Consider the following 14,830-nt stretch of genomic DNA (forward strand, 5'->3'; position numbering starts at 1 on the left):
AATTTAAGAAGAATATTGTTCTTCCTGCTGGGCAAAATTGATTTCTTCCGAAACCGTATAACGCGGCTCATTTTTTTTGGAACGGATAATGATCTCGCCGATAAAACCGGCAAGAAACAATTGGGTTCCCAAAATCATGGCGGTGAGGGCAATGAAAAATTGCGGTCGATCTGTAATCAAACGACCAAATGGATTTATAAACAGTTTGTCAATTCCCAAATAGAGTGCAAACCCAAAACCTACAATAAACATCAATACGCCGAGTGCTCCAAAAAGGTGCATGGGTCTTCTACCAAATTTGGATACGAACCAAATAGTTATTAAATCCAGAAATCCATTGATGAACCGTTCCATTCCAAATTTAGTTTTACCGTATTTACGGGCCTGATGTTGGACTACTTTTTCCCCGATATTCGAAAAACCTGCATTCTTGGCCAAAACGGGGATGTACCTATGCATTTCCCCGCGCACCTCGATAGTTTTGACTACGGTCTTTCGAAAAGCCTTTAAACCACAGTTGAAATCGTGTAGCTTTACTCCTGAAGTCTTTCTGGCCGCCCAATTAAAAAGCTTGGAAGGCAGGTTTTTTGAAAGCAACGCGTCATATCTCTTTTTCTTCCAGCCTGAAATCAAATCGAAACCCTCAGAGGTAATTAGGCGATACAACTCCGGGATTTCCTCGGGATTATCCTGAAGATCTGCATCCATCGTAATGATTACATCGCCCAAAGCTGCCCTAAACCCCGCATGCAAGGCTTGGGACTTTCCAAAGTTTCTTAAAAACCGTATCCCTTTTACGTAATCGTTCCTTTCGGACAGCTTGGATATCACCTTCCAGGATCCATCGGTACTACCATCGTCAATAAAGATAATCTCATAGGAAAAACCACTGGATTCCATGACGTTTATAATCCAATCGTGGAGTTCCTCAAGGGATTCTTCCTCGTTGAGCAAAGGGATTACAATGGACAGATTCATAAAAAATGGCTAAGCATCTGCCCAAAAATACGATTTTGCTGTTAATAAGCGGGTTTTTGTTTTTTCATGATGAGACCTCCAATAAGACCAACAATGAGACCTATGACGATATTCATAATCAGGATTATGGGATAGGACATCCATGCAAATTTTTTCTGCATTTCTATGCCTTGGTCAATCTGTTCCTCGGTAAGCTCAGGATTGTCTTGCAGGGCTTGCTGTTTTCCCAGTTCGTATGTATTGTCTATGAAATCAGGCTCCATGAAATTGGAGAGTATAAAAAAGTATAATAACCCTAAAATCCCGGCAATTAATGCAACACCAGCTCCTAACTTTAAAGCTTGAGAGAGGCTTAAATAACCCATACCGGTCTTTTTGAATTGGGCAATTGCTAATAAGATACCTGTTGCCAATATCGCAATATGAACTCCTTGTACACTGAAACCGCGCTCGTAATGCATGTCCATTGAAAATAGAATTAAGGCAAATAGAATTCCAACGGCTCCCGTAATCAGGCCGTAGTTCATTGAAAATTTCCCTGTTTTTGGTTGATTTTCTTCCATGTTATTTATTTTTAGGTTGTTATTTATTTAGTGTGTTTTTTAACATTTTTGTTACATTTAAAGATACGATATTTTGTTTCTCTTTTTCGGGAATTAAAATTGCAGATTTCTGAAAATTGTCTAAATTTGCACCACTTTTAGGAAAAGCATTTAAAGTACGGTACTGATGAAGAAAGGGATACACCCAGAAAACTATAGATTGGTCGCTTTTAAGGACATGTCCAATGACGATGTGTTCATCACCAAATCCACTGCCAATACCAAGGAAACTTTGGAAGTGGACGGGGTGGAATATCCATTGGTAAAGTTGGAGATTTCCAGAACGTCACACCCATTTTATACCGGGAAGGCCAAATTTTTGGATACGGCAGGTCGTATAGATAAGTTTAAGAGCAAGTACGACAAGTTCAAAAAGAAACCGGCCGCACAGGAAAAGGACGCCTCAGCGGACGAAAAATAAGGGACTGCCCCTACAATAAAAAATAGTTAACGCCTCCGACAGAAATCGGGGGCGTAATTTTTTTAATTTTGTTCCAAACCATCCCTACAATGAATTATGTCCTTTTTGACGGGAACGTCAGAGACCATTTACTTCCCTTTACCTTTACACGACCCGTAGCCGACATTCGTATCGGAATTTTGACTATACGGGAGAAGTGGGAACGCTATCTCGGTACCAGTGCAAGCTCCAAGACCGAGGATTATCTACAGGAAAAATTTCCGCTGGTACTTCAGGAGGAAAATATCTTCATCAATGCTTCCTTTTTACCAAATACGGAGTTGACCGAATTGATAAAGGGACTAAAACGAAACGAGGCGGTTTATCTAAAGGATGAAATTATAGCCTATTGTGCAGACCGAATACAAGAGGAAACCGAGCTTTCGACTTTTAAACAACTTGCTTATGAAGGGGAGGTACTAAGGGTTGAGCGTACCTGGGATATTTTTTCCAAAAACGGGGAGGCCTTGCAGGCCGATTTCGATTTTCTTACCAAGGGAAGAAAAAGTGCTCCGATTTCCGGCACAAACCAATTGATTCGCCCCGAGAACATCTTTTTGGAAGAAGGGGCAAAGGTGGAATACAGCATTTTGAATGCCACGGAAGGGCCTATCTATTTGGGGAAGGATTCCGAGGTTTGGGAAGGTAACCTTATTCGCGGGGCATTTGCCCTATGCAACAATGCCGTGGTAAAAATGGGGGCCAAGATCTATGGCCCTACTACGGTTGGCCCTTATGGCAAGGTCTGTGGTGAAATAAGCAACTCGGTAATCTTTGGCTATTCCAGTAAGGGTCATGAGGGCTACCTCGGGAATGCGGTATTGGGCGAGTGGTGCAATATAGGGGCGGACAGCAATAACTCCAACTTAAAGAACAATTATGCCAAGGTGCGGTTATGGAACTATGCCACGGAAAGCTTTGAGCATACAGGGTTGCAGTTTTGTGGGCTTATGATGGGGGATCACAGTAAGACGGCCATCAATACTATGTTCAACACCGGAACGGTAATCGGGGTGAATTCCAATATTTATGTACCAGGTTTCCCTCGTAACTTTGTGCCCAGTTTTAGTTGGGGCGGGGCCTCAGGTTTTAGTACCTATCTTCCCAGAAGGGCATTTGAAGCGGCCAAGGTGATGATGGCAAGAAGGCATGTGGAGTTTGATGAAAAGGAGGCCAACATCCTAAATCATGTTTTTGAACTGACCCAAAAATGGCGGAACTATTAAATTTTGGCAAAGATCGCTCCATTGTGATGTAAAAGGGTTTTACACCTAGGATACGTTTTCTCACCCTCGCTATTGAAAATCTTACGAGGATTAAGGTTGTGGTAATTTTGTAGAAGGATAATCGCTTTTATTGATTTAATTTATCGAATAAGGCTAGCTTGTCCACCTTAGTGGTATCGGTGGTCATCAAATAATCATCTACATAAAGGGTCATTGCGTCCGGCCATTGGTCCCTGTACATCCCTATTTTGTGATAAAATCGATTTCTTCCTTTTTTTGATGCGGTTACCCCTTTGAAGGAAACAACTTTTTCCCCATCCATCCACATGTTGATATAACCCTCCGAAGTTTCCGAATAATAAATCTGCAAAAGAAAATCGTGCCATTTTTCTTTTGTAAGCTTCGGGAGTTCAATACGGGACGATCGTTCTTTTTCATCCTTGGTCATGTCATAAATAGTTAAGTAATGACTACCGTTTCTAAATCTATGGGCGAACAATTGTATCGTATTTCCAAATAATACCTTTTGTTTTACTTGTGATATGACCAGGCGATTATCCACAATCGGAAAGTCCTTTGGTAAAAAAAACGAATGTGCGTACCAAACCTCATAATTTAGGAATGGATGTGCCCCTGAATCCAATTCCGTTCTTTCCGTAAAATTTCCATCGCCTCCGTCTTGTCTTATAAATCCCTTTTGTACCACAAGTTTTGCACATTTGTTGCCAGAACGTTGGTATTGATCGGTTATGGTCACGGCATCTTTTTCATAACGTCCACTTCCTTTATTTCCTGGACGCCAAAAATCGGCAAGATGGCCAGTTTCAAAATCATCGGACTTTGTAAAATCATCAATCTTCCCTTCTCCACAGCCATAGCATATAATGAATACCAAAAGCAATTGGAAGGCCGGTTTTATGGGTCTCATTAAAAAGGCTTTCAATACAAAATAAAACAACACAAGTATTTCTTGACCGTGCATAGAATACATATTGAATTTAATATAAAAAAACTGGTTCCAAAGGATTTGACCAAAATTTAAGTAAAGTTGACATTCAGCTATAGACTTTGACTTGAACAAAAGATAAGAAACCCTTTTTGTACCTTTGCATCCCAAATCCAAAGGGGCAATGAAAAAAAGAGTCGCTTTTTATACACTGGGTTGTAAGCTCAATTTCTCCGAGACCTCTACCATTGCCAGAGGTTTTGTATCGGAAGGATTTGAGCGGGTGGACTTTTCGCAACCGGCGGATATGTACGTCATAAATACGTGTTCGGTTACAGAGAATGCGGATAAGCGTTTTAAGACCATTGTACGACAAGCCCAAAGAACCAATCCCGAAGCATTTGTGGCTGCCATTGGCTGTTACGCCCAATTAAAACCGGAAGAACTGGCGGCCGTTGACGGCGTGGATTTGGTTTTGGGTGCTACCGAAAAATTCAAGATTACCGATTATATAAACGACCTTCTCAATAGTCATCCTGAGCGTAGTCGAAGAGTGGCCCAAATCCATTCCTGTGAAATAGAGGAGGCCGATTTTTATGTCGGCAGCTATTCCATAGGGGATAGGACACGGGCATTTTTAAAGGTACAGGACGGTTGTGATTATAAATGTACGTATTGTACCATCCCCCTGGCACGTGGAATTTCAAGAAGTGATACCCTTGAAAACGTATTGGGGAAAGCCGCAGAAATTGCCTCAAAGGGGATTCAGGAAATTGTTTTGACGGGGGTGAATATAGGTGATTATGGCAAGGGAGAATTTGGAAATAAAAAACATGAACACACTTTTCTGGATTTGATCAAGGCCCTGGATAAGGTAGCGGGAATTCGGCGACTTCGGATATCCTCCATAGAACCTAACCTGTTAAAAAATGAGACGATCGATTTTGTGGCTAACAGCAATTCCTTCGTACCTCATTTTCATATTCCATTGCAAAGTGGCAGTGATGAAATCTTGAAGTTGATGCGCCGGCGTTATTTACGAAACCTATACGTTGAGAGAGTGCAACGCATAAAGGAAGTTATGCCCCATGCTTGCATAGGTGTAGATGTTATCGTGGGATTTCCCGGGGAAACCGATGCCCATTTTCTGGAAACCTACCATTTTCTGAACGAATTGGACATTTCCTATCTACATGTGTTTACCTATTCGGAAAGGGACAATACGCCCGCAGCCGGGATGGATGGAACGGTTCCCAAAAAGATAAGAAACAAGCGAAGCAAAATGCTGCGGGGACTTTCGGCCAAAAAGCGCCGGGCTTTTTATGAAGGCCAGTTGGGCCATGTTAGAACCGTCTTGTTCGAAGGGGAGAACAAGGAAGGCCATATTCACGGGTTTACCGAAAATTACGTAAAAGTAAGGACACCTTGGAATCCTGAATTGGTGAATACCTTACATGAAATTGAATTGACTGAAATCGATGAGGACGGTTTGGGACGATTTGAATTTGTTGAAAGTACGGTTGAGGTATAAAAAATCCCGCAATTAGCGGGATTTTATTTTCTAGATCCTGATGCCTACCGGCAACATTTCCTTGTATTGTCTATTTTTCCGTAGAAAACCCGCTATCTGCGGACTGGTGGGAACAACTCTTTGGTTTTGTTCCTGAATGTGATGAAGGACGGATTTTATGAAATCTTCCTTAAAACCTTCCTTGGTAATTTCTTCAGGTACTACCAGCTTGGTCAAAAAGACCTTTCTTTCCTGCGAAGAGTATTCGATTTTAGCCAGATGTCCATTCAGCCTAGTTTCAAATTGACGCAAGAAACTATTGTCCTTGATTTGCATTTCATTCATATAGTTTGATTTTAATGTTGGTCTTAGACAAAAAAATCACGATGTTCCACAATCGTAATTTTCTATATTTTTACTTTGAAATCTGAGATGTTGGGGACAACTTCCAATGATGGTACAAAATTAGGGAAAAAAATAGAACTTTCCTAGAAAAACCCAAAGTCCGGTCATTATGCCCTATGATAAAACCCATGTTTATTTTATGCCGGGAATGGCCGCAAATCCATCTATATTTGAAAATATTGCACTTCCCAAGGACAAATTTGAACAGCATCTATTGGAATGGTTTATCCCCAAACAGGGGATGACACTATCCGAGTATGCCGTTGAAATGAACAAAAATGTCGTTCATGAAAACCCGGTACTTTTGGGTGTATCCTTTGGAGGAATGCTTGTTCAGGAAATGGCCAAACATATCCCGACGCAAAAAACAATTATAGTGTCCAGCGTAAAAAGCACCTCTGAATTACCCAAAAAAATGGTCTTTGCCAAATATACCAAGGCACATAAATTGTTGCCCACAGGTTTGGTCAACAATGTAGAGCTTCTGGCCAAATACGCATTTGGGGAAACCCTGACCAAACGGCTAAAACTTTATGAGCAATATCTTTCCGTTAGGGACAAGTACTATATGGATTGGTCCTTAGATCAAATCATAAATTGGGAACAGCAAAATTGTCTGGAAGGCCTGGTGCATATCCATGGCGAAAAAGATCCGGTATTCCCGATCGGAAACATTAAGGATTGTATAGCCGTAAAAAATGGGACCCACACCATGATCATACATCGGGCCAAATGGTTCAATGAACACCTGCCCACAATTATTTTGGAATAAGGGAGTTGTATTAATACCTTTGAATAACAAGAAAAATAAATCTGGGAATATGAAGATAGTAAAGAACGTTTTGATGCTTTTGGGAGTGTTCTTTGTGATAAGTACGTTGGTATTTGCGGTACAAAATACGATAGAGGAGCAGAGCGATGATTCCATGGACATGGCGGAAAACGACCCCAACAAGAACGTGGCCGAGGAATATAAAATATCCGCAATCGATATCCCGGAGGATCTGAATTTTGCCGGGGAGCCCGTACCGCAAAACGACCCAGAGGTAATGGAACGTGTGGACCGGGAGTTTTTGGTCAATACCTATTGGCAGTCCAATGCCCTATTGCTAATGAAACGGGCACACAAGTACTTTCCGATAATAGAACCAATTCTTGCCAAAAATGGCATCCCGGATGATTTTAAGTATTTGGCCGTAGCCGAAAGTGGACTTCAGAACGTGGTTTCCCATGCCGGGGCCACTGGTTTTTGGCAGATTATGAGAAGGACAGGGCAGGAGTATGGACTTGAAGTGAACAAGAACGTTGATGAGCGTTATCACTTGGAAAAATCCACCGAGGTCGCCTGCAAATATTTGAATAAATGGAAGGAGAAATACGGAAGTTGGACCTTAACGGCCGCTGCGTATAATGCGGGCCCCGGATCCATCAATAAATTTATGGGAATACAGCAAGTGGAAGATTATTACGACCTTTTATTGGGTGAGGAAACGGGGCGTTATGTGTTCCGTATCATGGCCATCAAGGAAATATTGTCCCATCCCGAAAAATATGGTTTTGAAATTGAGAAAGAGGATATGTATACCGTAGTACCCACGTTTAAGGTAGAGGTGGATGAGCCGGTTTTTAGCTTTGCCGATTTCGCCCAGGAGTATGAAATCAACTACAAGATTTTAAAGCGACATAATCCTTGGCTACGGGAGCCGCACCTGAATAACGCTTCCAAGAAAAAATACATTATAGAAATTCCCAATAAGGGCTATTACAAAGTGTCCAGCAGTAACCCTTAGATTCTCTTCATCTGTTGTTGCATCATTTTGATCTGCTCGGAAAGCATATTGTTCTTGTCCAGTTTTTTGGCCTCTTGAAGTAATGTGGTCGCTTCCCTTTTTCGACGCTTTTGCATAGCTATACCGGCGAGGCTTAGTTTCGCCATGGCCACATCATAATCCATGGTAAGTCCCAACTTTAGCGCTTTTCTAAAATATTTTTCGGCCTGGGTCAAATTTTTTTGGGAATGCAGGATTCCATGCAAATAGTTATAATATCCTTGTTGTTTGGTTATCAGGGCCGCCTCCGGGTTTTTAATTTTGTCCAACCATTTTTGAGTACCTTCCATATCCTGCTTTCGCATCCGCAAAAAGGCCAATAGAATCATCTCGTTCCTAAAGTACAGGAAGATGAAAATAAGTGAAAACAAAATCAAGGCAATACCGTTGCCTATATACCCTTCCGTAAACTGATAAACGGCATAGGCTATAATTAGTCCGGCAATGACGAGTTTAATATTCTTGTGGAACATGTTTATGTTTAGTTGATTCGTTCATATGTAATGGTGGACTTTATGGTAGTCGGAATCTTTTGGTCGCCCAGTTGTGCCATGGTACCCGTACCTTCGGATTCGCCCTCTACCTTCATTTTCTTTATGAAGCCGGATGTCAAATCAGCGGTAATGTGGGTATCCTGTGTTCCAATAAGGTTCATTGTGGTGGCCGGTTCGGTAATGTCCATGGTCACTTCGGCTTTTCCCATAATTTCCGCGCTGGCATCCTCAATGGTTTCCAAGGTCCAGGTGTTTTTTGTACTCAACTTTCCGGAATACTCATTCTTCCAAGTATCCCCAGGCTTAACCTGTTGCTGGGGATAGAGGTAGGTCATTTGCTCATAGCTGTTGGATAAGGCTTCCGATCCAAATTCCTTCTCCAAGGATTTTTTCATCATGTTCAGGGAAAACTCATCTTCCAATCCAGAAGCTTGGGCCATCTTTGCCACCAGACTATCGCCCCCCTTTACCTTCAGGATATGTCCATTTCTGGAAAGGGTCATTTGTATGGGGTGCTCCAACAGACTATTGAAAATATTGGATTGCATGTCGCCCTCCACGATTTCCTTTGCGGCCACGTTCATCAACTCTCCCTGTATGTTGGATACCATTTTAAGATTAAGATCCTTAAAGGTCAACGCTATCTCGTAGTTATTGTCTTCTTCTCCCAGGACCCTAAACTCCAAAACACCGTCTATTTCATTGGTCAATTCATGTTCGGCCCCGTCAAGCTTTTGGGTAATTACCTGTTTAGCCTCTTGTTTTATGGTGAATACATCATCCTTTTCCAACTTGTATTCCAGTTTTACCTGACCTATGGTAATGGAGCTAAAAAACAATAAAAACGACAGGGACAAAATGTTTTTCATAGTGGGGAAAAATCCAAGTTATCGAATGCGGCAAAAGTAATAAAAACAATCCAAAACATTTTTATATTTCCATTTGGCAAAGCAAAAACTCTTCGTATATTTGCGCCCAGAATTTTATGGGCAAAAAGTCCACTTGCAACGTATAATAAGTTTTTAAAGGCTCAAAAATGAAAAGGACATTCCAGCCATCCAAACGAAAAAGAAGGAACAAACATGGGTTTAGGGAGCGCATGGCTACTGCGAATGGCAGAAAGGTACTTGCTAGAAGAAGGGCCAAGGGAAGAAAAAAATTATCCGTATCCTCAGAGCCGAGACACAAAAAATAATGATTGAACATTTTAACAATACCAAGGTGTTACTTTTTCGGAAGTAGCACCTTTTTTTTGTCCAAGCCGAACTTGTTTCGGTTCCAACTGATTAAAACCTAACATAGAACATGCCCAAGAGAAAAGATTTAAAATCGATTTTGATAATAGGTTCTGGACCTATAATTATTGGACAGGCCTGTGAGTTCGACTATTCCGGATCCCAAGCCTTAAGAAGCCTTAAGGAAGATGGGATAGAGACCATATTGATCAATAGCAACCCGGCTACCATTATGACGGACCCGGTCATGGCAGATCATATTTATCTTAAACCCTTGACCACAAAATCGATTCTGGAAATCTTAAAAAAGCACCCACAAATAGATGCCGTATTGCCGACTATGGGGGGACAAACTGCATTGAACCTCTGTATTGAAGCGGACGAAAAGGGCATTTGGGAGGATTTTGATGTTGAGATTATCGGTGTGGATATCGATGCCATAGACATTACCGAGGATAGGGAACGGTTTAGGGCATTAATGATGGAAATAGGAGTGGGCATGGCCCCACAGGCCACTGCAACCTCTTTTCTAAAGGGAAAGGAAATTGCCCAGGAATTTGGATTTCCCTTGGTCATTCGGGCATCCTATACCTTAGGAGGCGCTGGAGCTTCAATTGTCTACAAACCCGAGGATTTTGATGAACTCTTGAGCCGCGGTCTCGAGGTATCCCCGATCCATGAGGTCATGATCGATAAGGCCATGATGGGTTGGAAGGAATATGAACTTGAACTTTTACGGGACAAGAACGATAATGTGGTCATTATCTGTACCATAGAGAATATGGATCCCATGGGCATCCATACCGGGGATTCCATTACCGTTGCCCCGGCCATGACACTTTCCGATAGGACATTTCAACGTATGCGGGATATGGCCATTAAAATGATGCGGAGCATTGGTGATTTTGCCGGTGGTTGTAACGTACAGTTCGCGGTAAGCCCGGATGAAAAAGAGGACATAATTGCTATTGAGATCAACCCTAGGGTTTCCCGGTCCTCGGCATTGGCGTCCAAGGCTACAGGTTATCCTATCGCCAAAATTGCCGCCAAACTGGCTGTTGGTTACCATTTGGATGAATTGGAAAACCAGATTACGAAATCTACCTCGGCTTTGTTCGAACCTACGTTGGACTACGTCATCGTAAAAATACCACGATGGAATTTCGATAAGTTCGAGGGCTCGGATCGTACACTTGGTTTGCAGATGAAGGCCGTTGGCGAGGTTATGGGCATTGGCCGTTCCTTTCAGGAAGCGTTACATAAGGCCACCCAATCCTTGGAAATTAAACGTAATGGTTTGGGAGCAGATGGAAAGGGATATACGGACTATAATCAGATCATCAGTAAATTGACCATTCCGAGCTGGGATCGGGTATTCGTAATTTATGATGCCATCCAAATGGGGATTCCCTTGAGCAGAATCCATGACATTACCAGAATAGATATGTGGTTCCTTAAGCAGTATGAGGAACTTTACCAGTTGGAAAAGGAAATCTCTACTTATACGATTGCCACCTTAAGTAAGGAATTGATGTTGGAGGCCAAACAAAAGGGCTTTGCCGATCGACAGATTGCCCACATGCTGGATTGCTGGGAGAGTGAGGTCTATAACAAGCGGGCCGAAATGGGCATTAATCGCGTTTATAAATTGGTGGATACCTGTGCAGCCGAATTTAAGGCGATGACCCCTTATTATTATTCTACTTTTGAAGCTGAGATCGAAACGACCGATGGGGAACGCTATGTAGAAAACGATAGCGTGGTTACCGACCGAAAGAAAATAGTGGTCCTTGGTTCCGGCCCCAATAGGATAGGGCAGGGGATAGAATTTGACTACTGTTGTGTCCATGGGGTATTAGCGGCTGCCGAATGTGGGTACGAGACCATAATGATCAATTGCAATCCGGAAACGGTCTCCACTGATTTTGATACCGCCGACAAGCTCTACTTTGAACCTGTTTTCTGGGAACATATCTATGACATTATCCGACATGAAAAGCCTGAAGGTGTAATCGTACAATTGGGTGGACAGACCGCCTTGAAGCTGGCCGAAAAGTTAGATAAATATGGGATAAAGATTATAGGAACTAGCTTTAAATCCTTGGATTTGGCCGAGGATCGGGGTAGTTTTTCCACATTGCTCAAAGAGAATAACATTCCCTACCCCAAGTTTGGAGTCGCCGAAACCGCTGACGAAGCACTGCATTTGGCAGATGAGTTGGGCTTTCCCTTGTTGGTACGACCTTCTTATGTATTGGGCGGTCAGGGAATGAAAATTGTCATCAACAAAGAGGAACTGGAAGCACATGTGGTGGACTTATTGCGCAAAATCCCGAATAACAAACTGCTTTTGGACCACTATCTGGATGGTGCCATAGAGGCCGAGGCCGATGCCATCTGCGATGGTGAGGAGATTTATATCATTGGGATTATGGAGCATATTGAGCCTTGCGGTATCCATTCCGGGGATTCCAATGCTACTCTTCCTCCCTTTAATTTAGGCGAGTTCGTAATGCAACAAATAAAGGACCATACCAAGAAAATTGCTTTGGCCCTGAAAACCGTGGGATTGATCAACATTCAATTTGCCATTAAGGATGATATGGTCTATATCATAGAGGCCAACCCAAGGGCTTCCCGAACCGTACCCTTTATTGCCAAGGCTTACAAGGAACCTTATGTAAATTACGCGACAAAGGTGATGTTGGGTGAAAAGAAAATCAAGGATTTCAAGTTCGATCCCCACTTGGAAGGATTTGCCATAAAGCAACCGGTTTTCTCTTTCAACAAGTTTCCCAATGTAAACAAGAATTTGGGTCCGGAAATGAAGAGTACCGGGGAAAGCATCTTGTTTATCGATAGCTTAAAGGATGATGAGTTTTACGATTTGTACGGACGTAGAAAAATGTATTTGAGTAAATAGTTCGGTAGTAAGTTCACTTTAGCCTTGTAATTCGGAGCTTATTTATGAAATCAAGGAATGGTAATTACAATTTTGCCTTTCGCAAGACCTTTCCCATAATACTCAAAGGCGTCGGTAGTTTTATCCAAGGGGAAGCATTTGTCCACAACAGGTTTTAGTTTTCCGGATTCCAGAAGTTCTTGCAATACTTTCAAATCCTGTCGGTTTGGCTTATGCACCAGGATTCCCATTTTCTTGTCGGAGTTCTTGGAGAATAGGGAGGCAACGGCCAGTTTCAACAGCAATTTTACAGAACCCCCAACTACTACTAAGGCACCATTGGGATTTAAAACATTTTTATAGCGGGAAAGTGGCTTTTGGGCAATAACGTCCAATATTAAATCATACTTTTTTTCAGATTTCGTAAAGTCTTCTTGTTGGTAATCGATTACATGGTCAGCTCCCAGAGCCCGAAGTAGTTCCAGCTTTTCAAAGCGATCCACAGCGGTCACCTCTGCGCCCCAAAGTTTGGCCAGTTGTACGGCAAAGGTACCAACACCGCCCCCGGCTCCATTGATTAAAACCTTATGTCCTGGTTGAATATCCCCATTGCAAAGTAACCCTTGCAGTGCAAGAACACCTGCCTGGGGTACCGCTGCTGCCTCTTCATAGGTTAGGTCGCCCGGCTTTACCGACAAGAGTTTTTCATCAGCGCATACGAATTCGGCAAAACCGCCCCAATTGTATGACGATAGGTCTCCATAGACCAAATCCCCAGGTTTACATAGTTTGACTTTCTCACCAATGGATACGATTTGCCCTGCGATATCCGCTCCTAAAATTTTATGTTTTGGTCCGAACAGGCCAAATAATAGTCTGTATATAAGGGGTTTTCCCGTGAGGTAATCCCAATCCCACGAGTTTATGGAAGCCGCATGTACTTCTACTAGTACCTCATTGGGTTTAGGTATTGGTCGCTCCATTTCTTTCAATTGAAGCTCATGCGGCAAACCATATTTTTCATTACATATGGCTCTCATCTATATTTTCTGGCTAAAATAGGCCTTAATATCAATATCGGTCATGGGCTGTAGGGCCCCAAAAACAATTTCTTTGTAAATTTTATTGGTCATGGAACAGGGGGACAAGAATTGGGTCCCCATCAAATGTCTGGCCTTGGTTACAATTTCTTCTGCATAGTGTGTGGCGAAGTATTTGGATAGTACGGAAGCTTCGAACAACATTTCCAAAAGGGCTTTGTCTCCCTGTTTAAACTTGGATAACGAATGACCCGCTTGCATGCATAATTGTTTGGCCCCCTTATATTTTAAGGTCAATTCACCTAGCCGGTCCAAAAAATATTCCGATTCGGATAGTTTTTTTCCTTTTTTGATTTTTCCCTTACCAAAATCCCTAACATCCTTGATTACGCGTTGTGCGGCTCCTAGATATGGCGCCGATACCAGTGCCTGAAACCACGACCTTTGGTAAATCAAAAGCTCGGATTGTTCCTTTGTATGGGAATCCAACTTTATCACATTTGAAACGGGAACCCGTAAGTTTTTGAATTTTACGGATTTTGTAAACGACCCCTGCATGGTATCGTCAAAAGCGGTATTGGTAAATTCGATTTGGGCATTGTCCGAAGCTGCAAAAAACACGGCTTTACCTCCATCGGATAACTCTGCAGTAAATACCAAATAATCCGCAATCCCGGCCAAGGACATAAATGGCGCCTCGCCATATACGATATAATTGTCCTTTTCTTTCATAGCGATAAGGGCCTTGTTTCCCAAAACGTTGTCATACGTACGTACTGATCCCGTATTCGCTATAAAAAGTCGCTCCTTCTTAATTTTGTTCAGTAGTATTTCCCTTTTCCAATATTGCGGACTTGTCTTCTTAAATGGGTAGGTAGCGATGGATGCCAAAACATAATAATGCATGGACAAGGCGACCGAGACCGGAATTGAAACTTCGCCAAATTTATGTAAGGTTTCAAAGCATTTTTGATGCATAGTCTCAACATCATCTTCCAGGCATGGAATATAAGGAAGACCAGTCGTCCTAAGAAAAGCATAAAACTGTTGGTGCGTTTTACTTTGTTCTACCTCAAGGAGTTTTTCATACGCATGCTCCAATTCACCTTTTTCTTGGATTGGTCGACTTCCTAAAACAGAGTTGTTCATTTTTTAAATTTTAACAGGACACGGCTACTATTGGTAGTTTTGCCATCCAATTAG

15 protein-coding genes are annotated in these 14,830 nt (G+C 42.2%); 7 read left to right on the forward strand and 8 right to left on the reverse strand.

The window, feature by feature from the left end:
• Window positions 1-3 precede the first annotated feature (3 nt).
• Both ACO06Y_RS14220 and ACO06Y_RS14225 read right to left on the reverse strand, forming a co-directional pair.
• Window positions 4-978 (reverse strand): glycosyltransferase family 2 protein, encoded by a 975-nt coding sequence (locus ACO06Y_RS14220; protein WP_422079649.1) that lies wholly within the window; start codon window positions 976-978, stop codon window positions 4-6.
• 41 nt (window positions 979-1,019) lie between these two features.
• Window positions 1,020-1,541, reverse strand: a complete 522-nt coding sequence (locus tag ACO06Y_RS14225; protein WP_422079650.1) for a DUF4199 domain-containing protein — start codon at window positions 1,539-1,541, stop codon at window positions 1,020-1,022.
• A gap of 166 nt (window positions 1,542-1,707) precedes the next feature.
• Here ACO06Y_RS14225 and ACO06Y_RS14230 point away from each other — a divergent pair, with 166 nt between their 5' ends.
• Together ACO06Y_RS14230 and ACO06Y_RS14235 are read left to right on the forward strand one after the other, a co-directional pair.
• Window positions 1,708-2,001, forward strand: a complete 294-nt coding sequence (locus ACO06Y_RS14230) for a type B 50S ribosomal protein L31 (RefSeq protein WP_422079651.1) — start codon at window positions 1,708-1,710, stop codon at window positions 1,999-2,001.
• An 89-nt stretch (window positions 2,002-2,090) separates the two neighbouring features.
• A complete protein-coding gene (locus tag ACO06Y_RS14235; protein ID WP_422079652.1) occupies window positions 2,091-3,266 on the forward strand; it encodes a GlmU family protein in 1,176 nt (391 codons plus the stop codon).
• Between the two features lie 127 nt (window positions 3,267-3,393).
• On the opposite strand, the gene ACO06Y_RS14240 is transcribed toward ACO06Y_RS14235, so the two are convergent.
• Window positions 3,394-4,194: a polysaccharide lyase gene (locus ACO06Y_RS14240; RefSeq protein ID WP_422079653.1), complete on the reverse strand. Its 801-nt coding sequence runs from the start codon at window positions 4,192-4,194 to the stop codon at window positions 3,394-3,396.
• 202 nt (window positions 4,195-4,396) lie between these two features.
• Between ACO06Y_RS14240 and mtaB the strand changes: the two genes are divergently transcribed.
• Window positions 4,397-5,743: a tRNA (N(6)-L-threonylcarbamoyladenosine(37)-C(2))-methylthiotransferase MtaB gene (gene mtaB, locus ACO06Y_RS14245; protein WP_422079654.1), complete on the forward strand. Its 1,347-nt coding sequence runs from the start codon at window positions 4,397-4,399 to the stop codon at window positions 5,741-5,743.
• A gap of 30 nt (window positions 5,744-5,773) precedes the next feature.
• Here mtaB and ACO06Y_RS14250 read toward each other — a convergent pair whose 3' ends face one another.
• Window positions 5,774-6,067 (reverse strand): GNAT family N-acetyltransferase, encoded by a 294-nt coding sequence (locus ACO06Y_RS14250; protein ID WP_422079655.1) that lies wholly within the window; start codon window positions 6,065-6,067, stop codon window positions 5,774-5,776.
• Window positions 6,068-6,236: 169 nt separating this feature from the next.
• Here ACO06Y_RS14250 and ACO06Y_RS14255 point away from each other — a divergent pair, with 169 nt between their 5' ends.
• Together ACO06Y_RS14255 and ACO06Y_RS14260 are read left to right on the forward strand one after the other, a co-directional pair.
• Entirely contained in the window at window positions 6,237-6,899 is a 663-nt protein-coding gene (locus tag ACO06Y_RS14255; protein WP_422079656.1) for an alpha/beta hydrolase, read from the forward strand.
• Between the two features lie 49 nt (window positions 6,900-6,948).
• Window positions 6,949-7,917: a lytic transglycosylase domain-containing protein gene (locus tag ACO06Y_RS14260; RefSeq protein ID WP_422079657.1), complete on the forward strand. Its 969-nt coding sequence runs from the start codon at window positions 6,949-6,951 to the stop codon at window positions 7,915-7,917.
• On the opposite strand, the gene ACO06Y_RS14265 is transcribed toward ACO06Y_RS14260, so the two are convergent.
• Both ACO06Y_RS14265 and ACO06Y_RS14270 read right to left on the reverse strand, forming a co-directional pair.
• Window positions 7,914-8,429 (reverse strand): DUF2892 domain-containing protein, encoded by a 516-nt coding sequence (locus tag ACO06Y_RS14265; RefSeq protein ID WP_422079658.1) that lies wholly within the window; start codon window positions 8,427-8,429, stop codon window positions 7,914-7,916. The two genes, ACO06Y_RS14260 and ACO06Y_RS14265, sit on opposite strands and share 4 nt — an antisense overlap.
• Before the next feature lie 8 nt (window positions 8,430-8,437).
• A complete protein-coding gene (locus ACO06Y_RS14270; RefSeq protein WP_422079659.1) occupies window positions 8,438-9,319 on the reverse strand; it encodes a DUF6263 family protein in 882 nt (293 codons plus the stop codon).
• 167 nt (window positions 9,320-9,486) lie between these two features.
• On the opposite strand from ACO06Y_RS14270, the gene rpmH reads away from it, so the two are divergent.
• On the forward strand, window positions 9,487-9,645 hold the full coding sequence (rpmH, locus tag ACO06Y_RS14275; RefSeq protein WP_120711769.1) for a 50S ribosomal protein L34: 159 nt from the start codon (window positions 9,487-9,489) through the stop codon (window positions 9,643-9,645).
• A 110-nt stretch (window positions 9,646-9,755) separates the two neighbouring features.
• Window positions 9,756-12,608: a carbamoyl-phosphate synthase large subunit gene (carB, locus tag ACO06Y_RS14280; protein WP_422079661.1), complete on the forward strand. Its 2,853-nt coding sequence runs from the start codon at window positions 9,756-9,758 to the stop codon at window positions 12,606-12,608.
• A gap of 50 nt (window positions 12,609-12,658) precedes the next feature.
• Here the strand turns inward: carB and ACO06Y_RS14285 are convergent, their stop codons facing one another.
• Entirely contained in the window at window positions 12,659-13,627 is a 969-nt protein-coding gene (locus ACO06Y_RS14285) for an NAD(P)-dependent alcohol dehydrogenase (RefSeq protein ID WP_422079662.1), read from the reverse strand.
• Entirely contained in the window at window positions 13,628-14,776 is a 1,149-nt protein-coding gene (locus tag ACO06Y_RS14290) for an acyl-CoA dehydrogenase family protein (RefSeq protein WP_422079663.1), read from the reverse strand.
• Window positions 14,777-14,830: the final 54 nt, after the last annotated feature.

It is taken from the genome of Ulvibacterium sp. (assembly GCF_965228935.1).
Classification (GTDB): Bacteria; Bacteroidota; Bacteroidia; order Flavobacteriales; family Flavobacteriaceae; genus Ulvibacterium.

Bases quoted from the DNA above. Each gene is read 5' to 3' on its own strand.
- ACO06Y_RS14220 (WP_422079649.1), bottom strand. From the start codon at position 978: ATGAATCTGTCCATTGTAATCCCTTTGCTCAACGAGGAAGAATCCCTT.
- ACO06Y_RS14225 (WP_422079650.1), bottom strand. From the start codon at position 1,541: ATGGAAGAAAATCAACCAAAAACAGGGAAATTTTCAATGAACTACGGC.
- ACO06Y_RS14230 (WP_422079651.1), top strand. From the start codon at position 1,708: ATGAAGAAAGGGATACACCCAGAAAACTATAGATTGGTCGCTTTTAAG.
- ACO06Y_RS14235 (WP_422079652.1), top strand. From the start codon at position 2,091: ATGAATTATGTCCTTTTTGACGGGAACGTCAGAGACCATTTACTTCCC.
- ACO06Y_RS14240 (WP_422079653.1), bottom strand. From the start codon at position 4,194: ATGAGACCCATAAAACCGGCCTTCCAATTGCTTTTGGTATTCATTATA.
- mtaB (WP_422079654.1), top strand. From the start codon at position 4,397: ATGAAAAAAAGAGTCGCTTTTTATACACTGGGTTGTAAGCTCAATTTC.
- ACO06Y_RS14250 (WP_422079655.1), bottom strand. From the start codon at position 6,067: ATGAATGAAATGCAAATCAAGGACAATAGTTTCTTGCGTCAATTTGAA.
- ACO06Y_RS14255 (WP_422079656.1), top strand. From the start codon at position 6,237: ATGCCCTATGATAAAACCCATGTTTATTTTATGCCGGGAATGGCCGCA.
- ACO06Y_RS14260 (WP_422079657.1), top strand. From the start codon at position 6,949: ATGAAGATAGTAAAGAACGTTTTGATGCTTTTGGGAGTGTTCTTTGTG.
- ACO06Y_RS14265 (WP_422079658.1), bottom strand. From the start codon at position 8,429: ATGTTCCACAAGAATATTAAACTCGTCATTGCCGGACTAATTATAGCC.
- ACO06Y_RS14270 (WP_422079659.1), bottom strand. From the start codon at position 9,319: ATGAAAAACATTTTGTCCCTGTCGTTTTTATTGTTTTTTAGCTCCATT.
- rpmH (WP_120711769.1), top strand. From the start codon at position 9,487: ATGAAAAGGACATTCCAGCCATCCAAACGAAAAAGAAGGAACAAACAT.
- carB (WP_422079661.1), top strand. From the start codon at position 9,756: ATGCCCAAGAGAAAAGATTTAAAATCGATTTTGATAATAGGTTCTGGA.
- ACO06Y_RS14285 (WP_422079662.1), bottom strand. From the start codon at position 13,627: ATGAGAGCCATATGTAATGAAAAATATGGTTTGCCGCATGAGCTTCAA.
- ACO06Y_RS14290 (WP_422079663.1), bottom strand. From the start codon at position 14,776: ATGAACAACTCTGTTTTAGGAAGTCGACCAATCCAAGAAAAAGGTGAA.